This window comes from Paenibacillus sp. FSL P2-0136 (assembly GCF_037975325.1).
Lineage (GTDB): Bacteria > Bacillota > Bacilli > Paenibacillales > Paenibacillaceae > Paenibacillus_AQ > Paenibacillus_AQ silagei.
The window spans coordinates 3,019,642-3,035,511 of record NZ_CP150244.1 but is presented as its reverse complement, the minus strand read 5'-3'; the positions used below and the strand labels follow the sequence as shown (position 1 = coordinate 3,035,511).

Annotated in this window: 17 protein-coding genes; 5 read left to right on the top strand and 12 right to left on the bottom strand. The window is 52.6% G+C overall.

Translation table 11 applies throughout. From position 1 onward, the window contains the following. Positions 1 to 33 precede the first annotated feature (33 nt). On the bottom strand, positions 34 to 1,104 hold the full coding sequence (locus tag NYE26_RS12620) for an ABC transporter ATP-binding protein (protein ID WP_036729120.1): 1,071 nt from the start codon (positions 1,102 to 1,104) through the stop codon (positions 34 to 36). Positions 1,105 to 1,230: 126 nt separating this feature from the next. Further along, the gene (locus NYE26_RS12615) at positions 1,231 to 1,752 is read right to left on the bottom strand and encodes an HXXEE domain-containing protein (RefSeq protein WP_339256213.1); all 522 of its coding nucleotides are present in this window, start codon (positions 1,750 to 1,752) and stop codon (positions 1,231 to 1,233) included. Positions 1,753 to 1,910: 158 nt separating this feature from the next. On the opposite strand from NYE26_RS12615, the gene fabV reads away from it, so the two are divergent. Then, the gene (gene fabV / locus NYE26_RS12610) at positions 1,911 to 3,104 is read left to right on the top strand and encodes an enoyl-ACP reductase FabV (RefSeq protein ID WP_339256211.1); all 1,194 of its coding nucleotides are present in this window, start codon (positions 1,911 to 1,913) and stop codon (positions 3,102 to 3,104) included. An 82-nt stretch (positions 3,105 to 3,186) separates the two neighbouring features. On the opposite strand, the gene NYE26_RS12605 is transcribed toward fabV, so the two are convergent. The 5 genes from NYE26_RS12605 to NYE26_RS12585 are packed head-to-tail and all read right to left on the bottom strand — an operon-like array spanning position 3,187 to position 8,147. Further along, positions 3,187 to 4,158, bottom strand: coding sequence for an aminoglycoside phosphotransferase family protein (locus NYE26_RS12605; protein WP_339256209.1), 972 nt, complete (start codon positions 4,156 to 4,158; stop codon positions 3,187 to 3,189). Between the two features lie 3 nt (positions 4,159 to 4,161). Next, the gene (locus tag NYE26_RS12600; RefSeq protein WP_036729128.1) at positions 4,162 to 5,130 is read right to left on the bottom strand and encodes a sugar phosphate isomerase/epimerase; all 969 of its coding nucleotides are present in this window, start codon (positions 5,128 to 5,130) and stop codon (positions 4,162 to 4,164) included. Between the two features lie 40 nt (positions 5,131 to 5,170). Further along, entirely contained in the window at positions 5,171 to 6,241 is a 1,071-nt protein-coding gene (locus tag NYE26_RS12595; protein WP_339256207.1) for a Gfo/Idh/MocA family oxidoreductase, read from the bottom strand. Positions 6,242 to 6,289: 48 nt separating this feature from the next. Beyond that, the gene (locus NYE26_RS12590; RefSeq protein WP_036729132.1) at positions 6,290 to 7,387 is read right to left on the bottom strand and encodes a Gfo/Idh/MocA family oxidoreductase; all 1,098 of its coding nucleotides are present in this window, start codon (positions 7,385 to 7,387) and stop codon (positions 6,290 to 6,292) included. Next, the gene (locus tag NYE26_RS12585; RefSeq protein ID WP_036729134.1) at positions 7,380 to 8,147 is read right to left on the bottom strand and encodes a sugar phosphate isomerase/epimerase; all 768 of its coding nucleotides are present in this window, start codon (positions 8,145 to 8,147) and stop codon (positions 7,380 to 7,382) included. Before NYE26_RS12585 ends, NYE26_RS12590 begins: the two co-directional genes overlap by 8 nt. Positions 8,148 to 8,459: 312 nt before the next feature. On the opposite strand from NYE26_RS12585, the gene NYE26_RS12580 reads away from it, so the two are divergent. Next, positions 8,460 to 9,278: a helix-turn-helix domain-containing protein gene (locus tag NYE26_RS12580; protein WP_036729137.1), complete on the top strand. Its 819-nt coding sequence runs from the start codon at positions 8,460 to 8,462 to the stop codon at positions 9,276 to 9,278. Between the two features lie 3 nt (positions 9,279 to 9,281). Here the strand turns inward: NYE26_RS12580 and NYE26_RS12575 are convergent, their stop codons facing one another. Next, on the bottom strand, positions 9,282 to 9,497 hold the full coding sequence (locus NYE26_RS12575; RefSeq protein ID WP_036729140.1) for a hypothetical protein: 216 nt from the start codon (positions 9,495 to 9,497) through the stop codon (positions 9,282 to 9,284). A gap of 240 nt (positions 9,498 to 9,737) precedes the next feature. On the opposite strand from NYE26_RS12575, the gene NYE26_RS12570 reads away from it, so the two are divergent. Next, on the top strand, positions 9,738 to 10,418 hold the full coding sequence (locus NYE26_RS12570) for a TIGR00266 family protein (RefSeq protein WP_036729143.1): 681 nt from the start codon (positions 9,738 to 9,740) through the stop codon (positions 10,416 to 10,418). A gap of 182 nt (positions 10,419 to 10,600) precedes the next feature. Here NYE26_RS12570 and NYE26_RS12565 read toward each other — a convergent pair whose 3' ends face one another. Then, positions 10,601 to 11,074 (bottom strand): transcriptional repressor, encoded by a 474-nt coding sequence (locus tag NYE26_RS12565; RefSeq protein ID WP_036729146.1) that lies wholly within the window; start codon positions 11,072 to 11,074, stop codon positions 10,601 to 10,603. Positions 11,075 to 11,362: 288 nt separating this feature from the next. Between NYE26_RS12565 and NYE26_RS12560 the strand changes: the two genes are divergently transcribed. Continuing rightward, the gene (locus NYE26_RS12560) at positions 11,363 to 11,938 is read left to right on the top strand and encodes a hypothetical protein (RefSeq protein WP_036729149.1); all 576 of its coding nucleotides are present in this window, start codon (positions 11,363 to 11,365) and stop codon (positions 11,936 to 11,938) included. A 114-nt stretch (positions 11,939 to 12,052) separates the two neighbouring features. Beyond that, the gene (locus NYE26_RS12555; protein ID WP_339256203.1) at positions 12,053 to 12,727 is read left to right on the top strand and encodes an S-layer homology domain-containing protein; all 675 of its coding nucleotides are present in this window, start codon (positions 12,053 to 12,055) and stop codon (positions 12,725 to 12,727) included. 683 nt (positions 12,728 to 13,410) lie between these two features. Here NYE26_RS12555 and NYE26_RS12550 read toward each other — a convergent pair. The 3 genes from NYE26_RS12550 to NYE26_RS12540 are packed head-to-tail and all read right to left on the bottom strand — an operon-like array spanning position 13,411 to position 15,701. Beyond that, entirely contained in the window at positions 13,411 to 14,160 is a 750-nt protein-coding gene (locus NYE26_RS12550) for an amino acid ABC transporter ATP-binding protein (protein ID WP_209873279.1), read from the bottom strand. 18 nt (positions 14,161 to 14,178) lie between these two features. After that, positions 14,179 to 14,847: an amino acid ABC transporter permease gene (locus tag NYE26_RS12545; protein WP_036729156.1), complete on the bottom strand. Its 669-nt coding sequence runs from the start codon at positions 14,845 to 14,847 to the stop codon at positions 14,179 to 14,181. After that, positions 14,847 to 15,701, bottom strand: coding sequence for an amino acid ABC transporter substrate-binding protein (locus NYE26_RS12540; RefSeq protein ID WP_036729159.1), 855 nt, complete (start codon positions 15,699 to 15,701; stop codon positions 14,847 to 14,849). Before NYE26_RS12540 ends, NYE26_RS12545 begins: the two co-directional genes overlap by 1 nt. Between the last annotated feature and the right edge of the window lie 169 nt (positions 15,702 to 15,870).

The following is a 15,870-nucleotide window of genomic DNA, read 5'->3' as shown; positions in this document are numbered from 1 at the left end:
GCCGATTATGGCCTGACGCTGATCTAATCAAACTTAGTATTCGCTGCTGTTGCCGACAAGTACCGGCTCTGGATAGGCATTGCTCAACACGCGGCGCTGCTTCTTCACGACATCCGGCGGCTCCACCGCTGGTGCCATCGGATGCATCAGCCAGGACTTCACAAGATGGGAGTCCGATACCTTGTACATTGGCGGTTCCTTCTCCATGTCAATCGCCATTGCATACGTGCTGCGCAGGGCGAAAGCATCCCCCTTAGGCGGCTTGATCAAGTCGGGAGGTGTGCCCGGGATCGCTGTAAGCATCGAGCCTTTGCTCTCCAGACTTGGCATGGAAGCCAGCAGGCCCCAAGTGTACGGATGTCTTGGATCGTAGAAGATCTCTTCTGCGGTACCCATTTCAACGATCTGTCCGGCATACATTACAGCTACACGGTCAGCCATTCTTGCCACAACCCCAAGGTCATGGGTGATGAAAATGATCGCTGTATCAATCTTCTTTTGCAGGTCCTTCATCAGATCAAGGATCTGTGCCTGAATCGTTACGTCAAGCGCGGTTGTCGGCTCATCGGCAATCAGGAGCTTAGGGTTAGCCGCCAGTGCCATAGCGATTACAACACGTTGGCGCATCCCGCCGCTGAATTCATGCGGATACTGCTGGAAACGGCGTTCCGGTGACGGAATACCTACCAGATTAAGCAATTCAACACCACGTTTGTAGGCAGCTTCCTTCGTGATATTCTCATGCTTGAACAACACTTCCGTAATCTGCCGGCCAACCTTCATCATCGGGTTGAGTGAAGTCATCGGATCTTGGAAGATCATTCCGATTTCTTTGCCGCGGATTTTTTGCATCTGCTTCTCACTCTTGCCGATCAGATCTTGTCCATCGAACAGAATCTGTCCACGCTTATATTCGCCCGCAGGCTGAGGAACCAGCTTCATGACGGCTTGCGAGGTTACGCTCTTACCGGAACCGGATTCGCCAACAATCGCCAGTGTCTCCCCTTTATTTACATGAAAGCTGACACCACGGATTGCTTGAACTTCTCCTCCGCGTGTTCTGAATGATATAGCCAGGTCTTTTACCTCTAAAAGGCGCTCCATCCTGTCACCCTCTCTGTTTCTTTTCAAGTTATGATAGTGATTCCAAAAAACACGCAATACTATTATTTTATCTACCTTTAGGGGCTTACGTCAAGATTTTTCTGAAAACGTCACCGTCAAAAATCATCATTCTTCGCTATGCTTATGCCTTGCCCGCTTCTTCATCAATCCCCATACAAGCGGCGGTGTTAGAATCAACATGAGCAGCAGCGACCAGCCTATGTCAGCTTCACTGACAACACCCTCATGAAGCAGACGGTAAAAAGCATACAAGGAATACGGAAATATCACAAGCAATGCTGTCACAACACCTGGGGTATACAGCTTCAGAACTATACTTTGTGCCAAATGTGTGAAGACATGCAGCAACAGCGCAGCGAGGACAGCTAAGTAGAGCCAGTAGAACTCTAAAAATACCGCAACGGAGGTTACCCCTACTATCAGAATATACACGAAGAGCACATCCATGGCAAAATTCCTCGTAGTCATGCCCATCATAGGTGCCATACGCTTCCGCAAGGAGGGGGAAAGCGATGCGGTAACAGCCGGTCCATGTTTGTTCCCCCAAGACTCCACTGTAAGAATCTCTTCAAAATCATGAAACATAAAGACTACAGGCAGCAGCCACAGCAAGCTTATTACGTCCATATGTATTTGAAGCCAGTTCAACATCATAACATCCGTCCCTTTGCCGTGAAAGTTGTCATCCGGTATGTTCTCTGCTGTCACTGTCCTGCTTGCGGGGATAACACTCGATAAAGTAAATTATATCCTAGGACCACCCAGGAAAGCGAGGTAACACTAAAATGATCATAAAACCAAGAACCCGCGGGTTCATCTGCACGACTGCCCATCCGGCAGGCTGTGCGCAGCAGGTACAGGAGCAAGTGACCTATGTACTGAATCAAAAAAGGTTTACAGGTCCCCGCAATGTGCTCGTTATCGGCGCTTCAACCGGTTACGGGCTTGCTGCCCGAATTGCAGCAGCCTTCGGTGCTGGAGCAGCCACTGTAGGTGTCTATAGGCCGAGTACAGCCAGCGAGACCCGGACCGCCTCCGCAGGCTGGTATAATTCCGCAGCGTTTGAGGAGATGGCCCACACGGCGGGCCTGCGCTCTTATAGCGTGTGCGGGGACGCTTTTACCGCTGAGACAAAAGAACGGACCATCAAGTTGATCCGCAGTGAGCTTGGACAGGTCGATCTGGTCATCTACAGTGTGGCCTCGGCGGGCAGAACAGACCCGCAGACCGGAGAAGTTTATCAATCTGTGTTGAAGCCCATCGGCAGCCCTTATACCAATACAACCGTTAATTTCCATACCGGAGAACTAAGCACCGTACAGATTGAACCGGCCACCGAAGCTGAAATCGATGCTACTGTTCATGTGATGGGCGGAGAAGACTGGCAGCTATGGATTGAAGCGCTTCGGGATTCCGGGGTTCTGGCAGCAGATGCGGTCACTCTCGCCTTTTCCTATGTAGGTCCAGAGCTTACACAGGCTGTCTACCGCGACGGGACCATCGGCCGGGCTAAAGACCATCTGGAAGCTACAGCCTTACAGCTAAATGCAGAATTATCACGAACTGGCGGCCGCGCCTATGTGGCAGTCAGTAAGGGTCTGGTGACCCAATCCAGCTCGGCGATTCCTGTAGTCCCGCTATACATTTCAGTACTCTATAAGGTCATGAAGGAACAGGGAGTGCACGAAGGCTGTATTGAGCAAGCCTACCGGCTGTATACCGGTTTCCTGTACAACCCGGAAGGGACTCCGGTAGATGCGCAAGGGCGTATCCGGATAGATGACCATGAGATGAGCCACGCTGTGCAGACCGAAGTGGACCGGATCTGGCCCATGCTGAGCACGGAGAACGTCTACGAATATTCCGATCTGGCCGGTTACAGACGCGAGTTCTTCCAGCTGTTCGGCTTCGAATCCGGTGGCGTTGACTATGAAGCTGACATCAGCCCGGTTGTTGCCATCCGGAACAGCAGCTACTGATTGCTGACTGACATTCATCTGGTCTGTTGTACACAATCTCAAGAGGCCGGAATCTCAGAAGAGATCCGGCCTCTTGTGTATCCTATAGTACCAGAGCCGAGAACCGCTTCCAGGACTCAGCGAGATTTTCATGCGCCCAGTTCACATGATTCTCATCCTTGTACTGGCGCGAATAACATTCTATAAGCATGATAAGGTCCAGATACAGGTCATATAGCTGCTTACGCAGCCCTTCATTCCGGCTGGCAAAAGCCGACCCATACCCTTCATAGAACGCTGCCGAGCTCTCGAAATGCCGGAAATAATACTCCAGCAGCACATCGCCCCACATCGCCCGCTCCCAGTCAATGATGGATACGATTACCCCATCCCTTACAAAGATGTTGCCGTTCCACAGATCCCAGTGCACCAGGCGCGGCTGCGTCACTTCATCCAGAGCAGGCAGATACAGCTCCAGCACCTGTTCTATTTCCTGCTGTTCTGCGGGCAATCGTGCACCCAGTCTGACCGCATCCTGAAGCAGGTTCAGCAGCATAGACCGGAAGGTCTCCCTCCAGGTGAGCCCGCTCCCGTCAGACTCTTTGCCGAACAGCCCGAAGGCTGGCCCTTCAATCGCATTGATTCTCCGCTGATACTGACCCAGCTCGTATTCAATGGAATACCGCTGTTCCTCGGTGAGACTCTCCTTCACCTCGTTATACGGCTGCCCTTCAATCTTCTCCATGAAAAAATACGGACACGGAACCAGCTGCAGACTGTCGTCATAGCTGTACACTTCCGGCACAGGCACACCGCCAGCACCACGTACCAGCCGGAGAGCCTCCACCTCAGCACGCATGATATCCTTCTCGTAGCTAAGAGTCTCTGTCTCCGGGTCCGGAGCCACCTTAAGAATGACGGAGCGGCCGTCGCTAAGCTCCAGGTCATAAGCCGTATTGAAGAATCCGGCAGTCAACTCCCTGCTGCTGGCGATCTGCACATCTGTCCCAAAGGCTGCGGCAGTCAAGAGACTAAGCTGCCAGTCGTTCAATTGGACTTTAGTGAAGCTCTCCACCGGTTAGACCCACCACATCTCAGACAGCGGCTCTTCGATCAGCACCTGCTTGAGATTGTCAACCGCTTTGGAGAAGCCTTCTTCAATGGACATCAAGCCGTCTTCATGCTCAATGCTGACTACAAAGTCGTAGCCTACCAGACGCAGTGCGCTCATCATATCTGCCCAGACCTTGACATCGTGTCCGTAGCCTACGGAACGGAACTGCCAGGCGCGGTCCAGCATATTCGTATAGGACTGCATGTCCGTCAGGCCATGCTTGTTGACGTTCACCGGATCAATAACGGTATCTTTCGCGTGGAAGTGATGGATTGCGCCTTCACGGCCGAGAATATGAATGGCCTGTACCGGATCAATTCCCTGCCACCACATATGGCTCGGGTCAAGGTTCGCCCCTATGGCATCCCCGGCAGCTTCTCTTAATCTCAGCAGGGTAGCCGGAGTGTGTACCGAGAAGCCTCCGTGCAGCTCAAGACCAATCTTCACATCATGTGCAGTGGCGAAGGCCGCCTGCTCTGTCCAATAAGGAATGACCTTGTTCTCCCACTGCCAGGCCAGAATCTCCTGGTAATCATTCGGCCATGGGGCAACCGGCCAGTTCGGATATTTCGCGCCTTCATGATCGCCCGGACAGCCGGAGAAGGTATTCACAACCTTGACGCCCAGCTTCTGTGCAAGTTTCACGGTGTCTACAAATACTTCGTGATCCTTGTCTGCCAGCTCCTTCTGCGGGTGCAGCGGGTTGCCGTGGCAGCTTAGCGCGCTGATGATCAAGCCGCGGGATTCAATCGCGTGCTTGAATTCCTGAAGGGCCGCTTCATTCTCCAGCAGCTCTTTGGGATTGCAGTGGCTGTTTCCAGGGTACCCTCCGGTACCGATCTCAACGGCTTTCAGTCCTTTGGAGACCACATAATCCAGTGCATCCTCCAGCTTGCGGCCGCCGAACAACACCATAAATACTCCAAGTTTCATTTGCAGATTCCACCTCTCCTAAGGTTGTATTGAAGCCTGCTTAAGCTCCGTAGATATCGAAATTCTTAACCGTCTCGTTACGCTCTGCTGCTTCAAAGATCGCCTCAATCAGTCTTAGCACACGAAGCACCTCAGCATTCTTGACAATCGGCTCCGCTGTGCCTTCGATGACAGCGGCCAGATTACCATAGAAGCTGGAGGTCATCTCTAATGCCGCAGGCAGATCTTCAAGTACGGTCGAGCCTTCTGAAGGCGGGGCCATCGTCTTAGTCAAGCCTACACCTGCGCGGATCGGTGTGGGTTCAATCTTTTCCGATTCGTGGTTAGGGGCTACAATTCTGCCTCTCAGCGACCAGTCTTCAATAATAGCGGTTCCCCCGGTGCCCTTCACATACCATCTTGGCATCGTAATGAAATTGGTTGTCCCTACCTCGACGATGGCTCTGATGCCGTTCTCGAACTGCAGCACCGCATCGAATCCGTCATCCACGTTATTGCCGAGGATAAAGCTCAGACTGCTGCTGACACTGCTCACCTTGCTGTCAATCATGAACAACAGCTGATCCAGCAGATGCACGCCCCAGTCCAGCAGCATCCCGCCGCCTTGCTCCTTCACATGACGCCAGTCGCCGGGAATTCCGTTGGCACCATGCACCCGGGATTCAATCTGAAAGAGTGATCCAATCGTCCCCCGCTCATACATCTCCCTGATTACGCGGAAATCCTCATCCCAGCGTCTGTTCTGGTGCACCATCAGCACCCGTCCGGCCGCCTCCGCAGCAGCCTGCATCTCGATGAATTCAGCCGAGGACATGGCCACCGGCTTCTCACAGACTACATGCTTGCCCGCCTGAAAAGCCTGAAGGGCAATGTCCTTGTGTACATCATTCGGTGTAGCGATCAGAACGATGTCCACAGCCGGATCTGCCAGCAACTCTTCATAACTGGAATACGCGGTGTAGCCTGCTTCCTCAGCCAAGGTGCGCCGCTCTGCCAGCAGATCGAAGGCTCCGGTCACTACCACCCGGTCACTCTCTTTGATTAGTTGGGTATGGTAGCTTCCCATTCCGCCGTAACCAACGATGGCTACAGTATGTTTGATTGAACTCATGGATTCCACTCCTGTTTGTCTAATAGTCGCGTGAACCGGAAGAGGCTCTTAGTTGTCAGAACTTCCGTCGAAATATACGGCGCGTCCGGTACGTGCTGATTCATACACCGCTTCAAGAATCTGGGTAACTACGAAGGCCTGCTCCGGCAGAACCACCGGATCCTTGTCTTCTCTTACGGCTTCCAGCCACAGACGGGCTTCACGGTCTGCTTCATTCTCCGCAGCTCCGCTGTAGAAGGCTACACCGCCGGAGGACAGGTCCACCTTGGTCTCATACAGGCGGCCGGCACGTTCACCGTTCAGACGCAGCCCGTCCTTCATATCCGCACCGCCTTCCGTTCCGGCAAGCATCGTCTTAGCTTCGCCGAATTCGGACACATTCAGCGCCCAGCTCGATTCAAGTACAATTGTAGCACCGTTCTCCATTGTAATGAAGCCGAAGGCGGAATCTTCTACCTTGAATTGTTCAGGGTCCCATGGACCGAAGGCATTTGCGGCATTTTTCTTCTGGCCCAGCTTATGGAAGGTAGAGCCTACCACCATACGCGGCTTGTAGTTATTCATCAGCCAGAGTGTCAGATCCAGCGCATGGGTACCGATATCGATCAGCGGTCCTCCGCCCTGTTTCTCTTCATCCAGGAACACGCCCCAGGTTGGTACAGCGCGACGGCGAAGCGCAATAGCCTTACCGTAATAGATATCGCCAAGCTCCCCTTCTTCACACAGCCCCTTCAGATATTCACTGTCTGCGCGGAAACGGTTCTGATAAGCGATGGACAATTTCTTGCCAGTACGCTTGGCAGCATCCAGCATTTCCTTAGCCTGTGCAGTGGTCTTGGCCATCGGCTTCTCACACAATACATGATTGCCGGCTTCCAGTGCAGCAACCGTAATCTCGGAATGGCTGTCATTCGGCGTGCAGACATGCACGATATCGAATCCGCCCGTTGCCAGCAGCTCACGGAAATCGGTAAATACGGCAGCGCCTTCCGAGCCGTAAGTCTTGGCAGCCTCCTGGGCACGTTCTTCCACGATATCACAGAATGCCACCATTTCGGCATCCTCCTGACGGGCAAGGCTTGGCATATGTTTGCCGTTTGCAATACCACCGCAACCGATAATAGCAATTTTGAGTTTGTTAGACATGAATACTTCCTCCTTGATTCTCATATGTTTTGATCCAGTTCAAGCTGTCAGCGACACTACCAAGCGGCGAGCGGCTGCAGAAGTCCTGCTCCACCACTGCCCATTCCACACCAGCGCTAGCTGCTGCTTCAATGATCGCAGCCAGATCCACTTCACCTTCGCCGAGTACTACAGTCTCCGGTGAGCCGTCTTCTTTCTTCTTCAGATCCTTGAGGTGGATGATCGGCAGGCGGCCTGCATACTTACGGATATATTCTGCCGGATCATATCCGCCGTAATACACCCAGCATGTATCCATCTCCACTTGAAGCTGCTCAGCAGGCACCGCTTCGAACAGATAATCAAAGGCCGGCTGGCCGTCAACCTTCTCCGTGAATTCAAAATCATGATTATGATAAGACAGAACAGCACCGGCAGCCTTGCATTTCTCGCCGATGGTCCGCAGACCCGCGGCTACCTCCGGCCAGTTCCGTTGTTCTTCTGTCAGATAAGGCACGATCAGATTGCGGTTGCCGATCTCCAGATTGAAGGTGATCTCCTGCTCCGTATCATTCAGCATCGCATCGTACGGGCGGTGTGCTCCGACAGCAACAAGCCCTGTCTCTTCAAGCAGCGCCTTCACCTGCCCGGCCGTACGGCCGAAATAGTGGAAGAACTCCACACCGCTGTAACCCAGCTCGGCTACCTTACGTATAGTTCCCTCGAAATCCTGTTCCAGTTCTTCTCTCAGCGTGTACAGCTGCAGTCCAACCTTAAGCATTGTTATTCCCACTCCTTATATGATCCGGAGTTATCCTGTTCTTGCTGCCGCCGCACTCCCGGTTACCTTCCCTGAAGCGCATCACCTGAACAAACGGGCTGTAAACATTGGAGAACGCAGCGTTCTCATGGTTTCATCCACTGCTTCCAGAGTTTGTAAATGTAGCGATTAGCGCCGCAATACGGCCTTCTCCACATCATTTATATGTTTTTTGCTTAGCTACATGGTAATATGAAAGCGTATATAATAAAATGAATAATATGATTAAAACATGAACAATCTGCTTATCATTTATTAGACTAGGAGGGACACATGACAACATCTGCCGCTTGCCACATTCTATCCGCCGGATTCTCCTTCCACCGCAAACCATTTCATATGTCACGCAGCGAGGGTGTACAGTATTATCTGCTGCGGCTCCAGACTGAAGGGCGCAGCCGCACCAGGGAGAACGGAGCCATTACGACCGTTGAGAGCGGTGATCTCATGCTGTTCGCACCGAATGATCCCTACTACTTGAGTATCGACAAGGAAGTCTATCCCGTCGGCAAGCCGAGGATCGAGAGCGGTGACTATCATATCTTTTGCAGCGGCCCGTGGATTGAAGAATGGTGGGGACGCAAGCAGCGTCCGGCGGTACTCCGCCTGCCGATGAGTGATCATATTCTAGGCCTCTTCCGCCAGCTTGTGCTGGAGCAGCGCCGCTTGTCGGACTCCTCTCCGGATATCTCTGCTTGTTATCTGCAGATTCTATGTATGGAGATTGACCGGCTGATGATTGATCAGCCCGCGATCTCACCGAAGGCTTATCTGGCTTACCGGATGAAGCAGTACGTTGAGGAACACGCCTCTTACGCCTTCCGGCTGGAGGATGTGGCCGCACATGTGGATATCTCTGTCTCCCGGGCGGTTCATCTGTTCAAGGAAGCCTTCGGCACCACGATTGTTAAATATGTAAATGATGTACGGCTGGATATGGCCCGGGAAAAGATTACGTTCAGCCCCATGCCGCTGGAGCATGTCTCCGAGACCTGCGGTTTTGCGAACTATACCTATTTCCACCGGATTTTCCGCAGCCGGTTCGGCATGTCGCCCAAGGAGTACCGTATTCACAGCAGGGCACAGGTATAAGTATTACCCCGCTGCTCCCAGGCATGCAAAAGGAGCGCCATCATGGAAGATCCGCTCCTTGTGTTTGACCTTATTCAGTTGCTGGCGTTTGCCGGGTGTAACTCTGACATGCTGGGAGATGGCCCCGTAATCCTGATTGAGTCTGCGGTTTCTTTCTGCACACCATGTGCCTGAGCGCTCTGCCTTAAGCAGCGCCTTCTGCGTTCTTGTCCGTGCCATAAGCGGCGACACTCCTTGTCAATCGTATATTCAGTGCGGCTGCACTGTCTGTTCAATTTTAACACAATATCTTAATCGCTGCCCGGTACTCTTCACTATAATCATCTCTTACCGCATGTTAGCTCCTTGTTGCCTAAAGCGCGGCTTGCAGTAGAACAGCCTGTTACAGTATCCTTGAGGAGCAAGCTACATACCTGTGATCATAGGAATACAACCGGAAGAATGAGGAGGAACACTATTATGAAATATGATGTGCTGTATGACGGCGCCTTCGCCATGCTTAAGGTCCTGCTGGAGCCGGGCGAGAGCGTTAAGGCGGAGATGGGTGCGATGGTCGCCATGTCACCGAATGTGGAGCTGCGGGGCACCGTGGACGGCGGAATTATGCGCGGCCTGGGCCGCATGCTGAGCGGGGAGAAATTCTTCTTCCAGGAGCTGACCGCCACGCGCGGACAGAGTGAGGTGCTGCTCTCACCCGGTTCCATCGGGGATGTACAGGCCATTGAGCTGGACGGGTCGTACAAGCTGATCGTACAGAAGGACGGCTTCCTGGCGGGAACCCAAGGCATTCAGGTCAATACCAAGATGCAGAATCTGACCCGCGGCCTGTTCTCCGGCGAAGGCTTCTTCATTCTGGAAATCAGCGGCAGGGGCACCGTCTTCCTCTCCTCCTTCGGAGCAATTCACGCCATTAACCTCGGGCCGGGTGAAGAGATGATCATCGATAACGGACACCTTGTAGCTTGGCCGGACTATATGGATTACAAGGTGGAAAAAGCAGCCTCCGGCTGGCTGAACAGCTTAACCAGCGGCGAGGCCCTGGTCTGCCGGTTCCGCGGCGAAGGGGTGATCCTGGTTCAGACCCGCAATCCCGGCAGCTTCGGAACCTGGATCAAATCCTTCGTTCCGAACCGCTCCTAGCAGCGGCATTTCGCAGATTCCTTATACACCAGTGGAAACGGCTTTGCCGTCCTTTTAGGGACGGCACCGTTTCAGCGAGAAATAGAAGGATAAGTTATAGAGTAAAACCTATAACTTCTTATATTAGCAAGAAGGCGCAGGCTGAACTTCAGCCCTGCGCCTTCTGTGCGTTGCAGTTGTGCTTATGAGACGGCGCGGCAGTCCTTGTCGCCCTTGCAGCCGTTCTTTTGACAGCTATTATAGGTGCCTTTGAAATCGAGACGGTGATCAGTCACACTGAAGCCATATTCACGGGCTACCCGCGCCTCCAGCTCCACCAGCCAATCATCCTTGATCTCTTCCAGCTTACCGCATACATTGCAGATCAGGTGATGATGCATATGCACATGATCGTCGTCGCGCAGATCATAACGGGCGACGCCGTCGCCGAAATTCATTTTTTGCACAATATGAAGTTCACACAGCAGCTCCAAGGTACGGTAGACGGTCGCCAGCCCCAAATGCGGGTAACTGCGCTTGACCAGCATATATACCTCTTCCACGCTTAGATGATCCTTCTCATTATCCAGCAGCACCCTCACTATCGCCTCACGCTGTGGTGTAAGCTTATAATTATGAGCCGCAAACTGCTGGCTGATATTTGCCACTCGGTTCACCCGGGTTCCCACCTTTCCGGAAGCAGAACAATTCCCGCAGAATAATTAGTAATCGTTACGATATAAGCATAACAAACTTGCCCGTCAAAGAAAAGTCCTGACACCAGTATAACACCACTTGCCCGTAATAGCCCCCCCTCTGCCGCTCCACGCACAGATAATATTTCTGCCGAAACCGGGTCCGCCCATTCCGAAGTGCCCGCTATCCCCATACTCTATATCAAGATCACATAAAACCTATAGGTGCTTATATTGAAACGAATCTGTAAAAAAGTGAGGATGATCCGGATGGCGAAAGTACAACCTAAGCAGACGCAGCGGCTTGTAACAGCCCGTGTACTGCGCAGCGTAGCTGCGGCCATGCTGCCGTTCTACCGGAAAATTGCCGGAAACCGCAGTTATGCCAGGCAATGGACAACCGCGATTGTCACTGCCGACCTGGACCTGATGGGCAGCTTGCTCCACAGTATCCCCGCACTTGCGGATGCGGAGAATTACGGAACGAACGGGATCGGTTATTTCATCTCTTTCCCTTTCCCGCTGCCTGTTGCCTTCTATACCAATGGCACGACGATTCCGCCGGGAACCGCTCAGTTCACCTTCAATACAGACGCCCACCGCTGCATAGCGCGTTCCATCATCCCGTTGTACCGCGAGCTTGCGGTTAACCGGAGCTTCGCGGAAGCGATGGCTGCCGCCATCCGGCGTAAGGACAACCGGGCGGTAAGGGCGATGGTCCGCAGCCATGTGAAGACAACGTCACTGAAATCCGTAACGATTGAAGAAAGCGGAATAGCCCTGCTGTTCAAGACCAGATTCAGCCGGTACCCCTACCGCAATCTGCTGTTTCAGGAAATGATGTAGCTGGCCGGACCTGTAGACCGGGATACATTCGCTTGCAACCTTTTCTGATCTCATTACGTTAGAGGAGTTGATACAGGCCAAACGGCCCAACCCTATAATAGAGGTGGAATTCAGATGAGTATGAAAAAAAACACGATCGCAGCTATTACAGCAGTAACCCTCCTTTCCTTCTCTCTTGGCGGACAAATTTTCGCAGCCGGCAGCAGCTTCAAAGATATCGGCCAGGTTACCGGTAAGGATAAGATCAACTCTCTGAAGGAGCAAGGCCTGATCAAAGGAATCTCCGACACCCAATTTCTGCCGGCATCCACAGTAACTACAGCGCAAGGGATACAGTTTATCTCCGGCGGTCTCCAGCTTAGCCTGGCAGCGATTGATTTCAATAAGGCACCACAGGCAAGTGCGCTGTTCTCCAAAGTAAAAGACAATGCCTGGTACGCCGAAGCCTTCATCAATGCCCATTATAATGGTGTGAATATCCCGGCCAATATCGATCCGGCCAAGCCGATTACCAAAGAGCTGTATACCAGTATGCTGGTTCAAGCTGTGGAAAAGGCCGGTAACCTGCCGATGATAAATCTTGTCCCAGTTGAACTTACAGATGCAGACGCGCTGGACCCTTCCTATCAGGGCAGCATTCAGCGGGCGCTGAAATACAAGATCACTGCCCTCGATGCCAGCGGCAAGTTCAATCCGAAGAGCAATATTACCCGCGCTGAAGCAGCAGTAATACTGTATAACACGCTGGACTACTTGAAGTCCGTTAGCGATGGCGGCACACAGAAGTAAAGGAAAGTTGGATTCGTTCATACCGCTTTATCCGCGTATGATAAATAATAGGCTGTCCTGGAAGCCGTTACGGCTAGGGGCAGTCTTGTTTTTTTATTGTATTTGTAATGGAGTATAAATTACGGCGACGCTTAGGAGCACGCTCCGCAAACGGAATGTTGTTCCAATCGCTCTTGCATCCAGATTTTTTTCATTCCCCTAATCGGTGAAAATCCGGATACAAAGGCGACCGCTCCGCTTCTCCACAATCATTCCGCCCGCTCCGCTGTTTAAAGAGGGGAGTTACAAACACGGATTCAAGTGCACTTCTTCGTTTACGTTCGCCTACCACCTCATCTTCGCGTAAACACAATTTATGCTGTTTTTCACATACATTTGGTCCATATTCCTGCTTGCGGGCACAATGTATATTGTTTTTCACATACATTCAGACCGTGTGCCTGCTTGCGAGCACAATGTATGCTGTTTTTCACATATATTCAGACCATATGCCTGCTTGCGAGCACAATGTATGCTGTTTTTCACATACATTAGCTCATGAACTGTTGTACCAGCCATTTGCATTCGGTTTTATGCATGTACACTATATCCGCAATGGACAGTAACTATAATTTCCTACAAAACAATAAAAAGACAGACTAGGACTCCCCTCCCGGTCTGCCTTAATATACTCCGTCCCGCAATCACTCTTCCCCGCTGAGCCGGTTCAGGAATTGAAGTGCGCGCGGGTTCTTCGTCTGCTCCAGTACCTCCCGGGGGGTTCCCTGCTCCAGAATGACTCCGTTATCCATCAGGATGATCCGGTCGGCCACATCGGCCGCGAATTTCATCTCATGGGTGACGATAACCATCGTCATCCCCTCCCGGGCCAGCTGCTTGATGACCTTCAGCACCTCGCCGACCAGCTCAGGGTCAAGCGCCGAGGTAGGCTCATCGAACAGCAGCACCTCCGGCGAGACCGCCATGGCGCGGGCTATCGCTACACGCTGCTGCTGGCCGCCGGACAGCTGATGCGGATACGCATCTGCCTTGTCTGCCAGACCCACCTTGTCCAAGAGTGCCAGTGCCTTGCTGCGCGCTTCGTCCTTGGAACGCTTTTGCACCGTGATCTGTCCCTCCATGACATTGCCGATCGCCGTCATATGCGGGAACAGATTATAGGACTGGAACACCATGCCTGTCTGCTGGCGCAGGGACAGTACGGTACGCTGTGGAATTTTGGCGCCCGGGGTGAAATCCAGCTTAATCGTGTTCAGCGTAAGACTGCCCTTGTCAGGGGTCTCCAGCAGGTTGAAGCAGCGCAGCAGCGTGGTTTTGCCGGAGCCGGAAGGTCCGATGATGACCATGACCTGGCCGTGTTCAACGGCGAGATCCACACCTTTTAGCACCGCAAGCGGCCCGAAGGACTTATGTAAATCGCGTATTTCAATCATGCGTATGCCTCCTTAACCCTAACTGGCCGAATACCGGTCCAGCCGCTTCTCCAAGTAATTCTGCAGCGCCGATAACACGGAACAGAACAGCAGATAGAACAACGCCGCTTCGCAATACAGCAGCAGGGGTTCATAGGAGGTCGCCACAATCTGCTGGGCTTTTCGGAAAATCTCAACATAAGTAATACTGGCCGCAAGCGAAGTATCCTTAACCAGGCTAATAAAAGAATTCGATAACGGCGGAACCGACACACGGGCCGCTTGAGGCAATATCACCCGGCGCAGAGCCTGCTTCCGGCTCATTCCCACCGAGAACGCGGCCTCCCACTGGCCTTTGTGGATAGACAGGATGGCAGCCCGGACAATCTCGGAGGAGTAGGCCCCAACACTGAGCGTGAACCCGATGACAGCAGCGATGAATGGATCAAGCACAATCCCGGCGGCGGGCAGTCCATAGAAAATAATAAACAGCTGCACCAGCAGCGGCGTTCCCCGAATCACCCAGACGTAGAAGCGGGCGATCAGCCTCGGAAGCCTCCAGGAGGACAGCCGGGCAAGTGCCGTAATTACAGCCAGCAGCAGGCCCAGGATGAATGATACCAGTGCTAACGGAAGGGTAAAAGCCACCCCTGCTTTGAACAGAGGCAGCAATGAATCGAGAAATATTTGTATTTGGCGGTCATCCATCATTTCGATACGTCAGTGCCGAAGTACTTCTCGGAGATCTTAAGGTAGGTTCCGTCGCTCTTCATAGCGGTCAGTGCTTCGTTCACAGCCTGCACCAGCTCGTCATTCCCTTTCAGGAAGACTGCGGCACTATGCGAGCCTTCGGCAATCTCATCCACCTGCTTGATCTTGACATCCGGCTTCTGCTTCTTCAGATCTAGGAAAGACAAGCCGTCATTGACAGTGGCGTCAATCCGTCCGGAGAGCAGCAGATCAATCGCCTGGTTGAAGCCTTCGGTAGATACGATCTCGGCACCGTTGTCTGTGGCGATTTTGCCGAGGTTGCTGGTGAGCGACTGGCCGGCTTTTTTACCCTTGAGATCAGCAAATGTCTTAATATCCTGATTATCCTCCGGCACGATCAGCACAGCCTTGGAGACAATATACGGATCGGAGAAATCATATTTCACTTTGCGCTCATCGGTGATAGAGACTTCATTGAAAATCACATCGAAGCGCTTCGCATCCATCCCGGCAAAAATCCCGTCCCACTGCGTCTCAATGAACTCCGGCTTCACACCCAGGCGCTTGGTGACTTCTTCGGCGATCTCGACATCGAAGCCCGTCAGCTTGCCGTCTGCATCATGGAAGGTGAACGGTGCGTAGGTCCCTTCGGTTCCGATGCGCAGCTTGCCGCTGGCTTTGACGGCTTCCAGGCTGTTCTGCTCCCCGGAAGCTGCACCCTCTGTAGCCGCAGCCGTAGGTTCAGCCGGAGTGTTGCCGCCCGTTGCTGTCTTGTCCGTATTGTTGCTTCCGCAAGCCGCAGCCGTGACCATGGTCAGGAGCAGCATAATAGTTAGACTTAGTTTTTTCATTCGATGAATCCCCTCTCGTATCTTCTTCTCTTCAGGCACCGTAATTAGTGGCAAAATGAATCGTAACACCGGGGTGTTACCTGCGTCAATAACTTTTTCCGATTATATACATCGGATTTATATTGTATTGATTTTCCATAGCTTAGCTTGCCCCAAATTCTGCTCCTGC

Excerpts from the sequence above, each read along its gene's own strand:
- NYE26_RS12620 (WP_036729120.1), bottom strand. The coding sequence starts at position 1,104 with ATGGAGCGCCTTTTAGAGGTAAAAGACCTGGCTATATCATTCAGAACA.
- NYE26_RS12615 (WP_339256213.1), bottom strand. The coding sequence starts at position 1,752 with ATGGACGTAATAAGCTTGCTGTGGCTGCTGCCTGTAGTCTTTATGTTT.
- fabV (WP_339256211.1), top strand. The coding sequence starts at position 1,911 with ATGATCATAAAACCAAGAACCCGCGGGTTCATCTGCACGACTGCCCAT.
- NYE26_RS12600 (WP_036729128.1), bottom strand. The coding sequence starts at position 5,130 with ATGAAACTTGGAGTATTTATGGTGTTGTTCGGCGGCCGCAAGCTGGAG.
- NYE26_RS12595 (WP_339256207.1), bottom strand. The coding sequence starts at position 6,241 with ATGAGTTCAATCAAACATACTGTAGCCATCGTTGGTTACGGCGGAATG.
- NYE26_RS12590 (WP_036729132.1), bottom strand. The coding sequence starts at position 7,387 with ATGTCTAACAAACTCAAAATTGCTATTATCGGTTGCGGTGGTATTGCA.
- NYE26_RS12585 (WP_036729134.1), bottom strand. The coding sequence starts at position 8,147 with ATGCTTAAGGTTGGACTGCAGCTGTACACGCTGAGAGAAGAACTGGAA.
- NYE26_RS12580 (WP_036729137.1), top strand. The coding sequence starts at position 8,460 with ATGACAACATCTGCCGCTTGCCACATTCTATCCGCCGGATTCTCCTTC.
- NYE26_RS12575 (WP_036729140.1), bottom strand. The coding sequence starts at position 9,497 with ATGGCACGGACAAGAACGCAGAAGGCGCTGCTTAAGGCAGAGCGCTCA.
- NYE26_RS12570 (WP_036729143.1), top strand. The coding sequence starts at position 9,738 with ATGAAATATGATGTGCTGTATGACGGCGCCTTCGCCATGCTTAAGGTC.
- NYE26_RS12560 (WP_036729149.1), top strand. The coding sequence starts at position 11,363 with ATGGCGAAAGTACAACCTAAGCAGACGCAGCGGCTTGTAACAGCCCGT.
- NYE26_RS12555 (WP_339256203.1), top strand. The coding sequence starts at position 12,053 with ATGAGTATGAAAAAAAACACGATCGCAGCTATTACAGCAGTAACCCTC.
- NYE26_RS12550 (WP_209873279.1), bottom strand. The coding sequence starts at position 14,160 with ATGATTGAAATACGCGATTTACATAAGTCCTTCGGGCCGCTTGCGGTG.
- NYE26_RS12545 (WP_036729156.1), bottom strand. The coding sequence starts at position 14,847 with ATGGATGACCGCCAAATACAAATATTTCTCGATTCATTGCTGCCTCTG.
- NYE26_RS12540 (WP_036729159.1), bottom strand. The coding sequence starts at position 15,701 with ATGAAAAAACTAAGTCTAACTATTATGCTGCTCCTGACCATGGTCACG.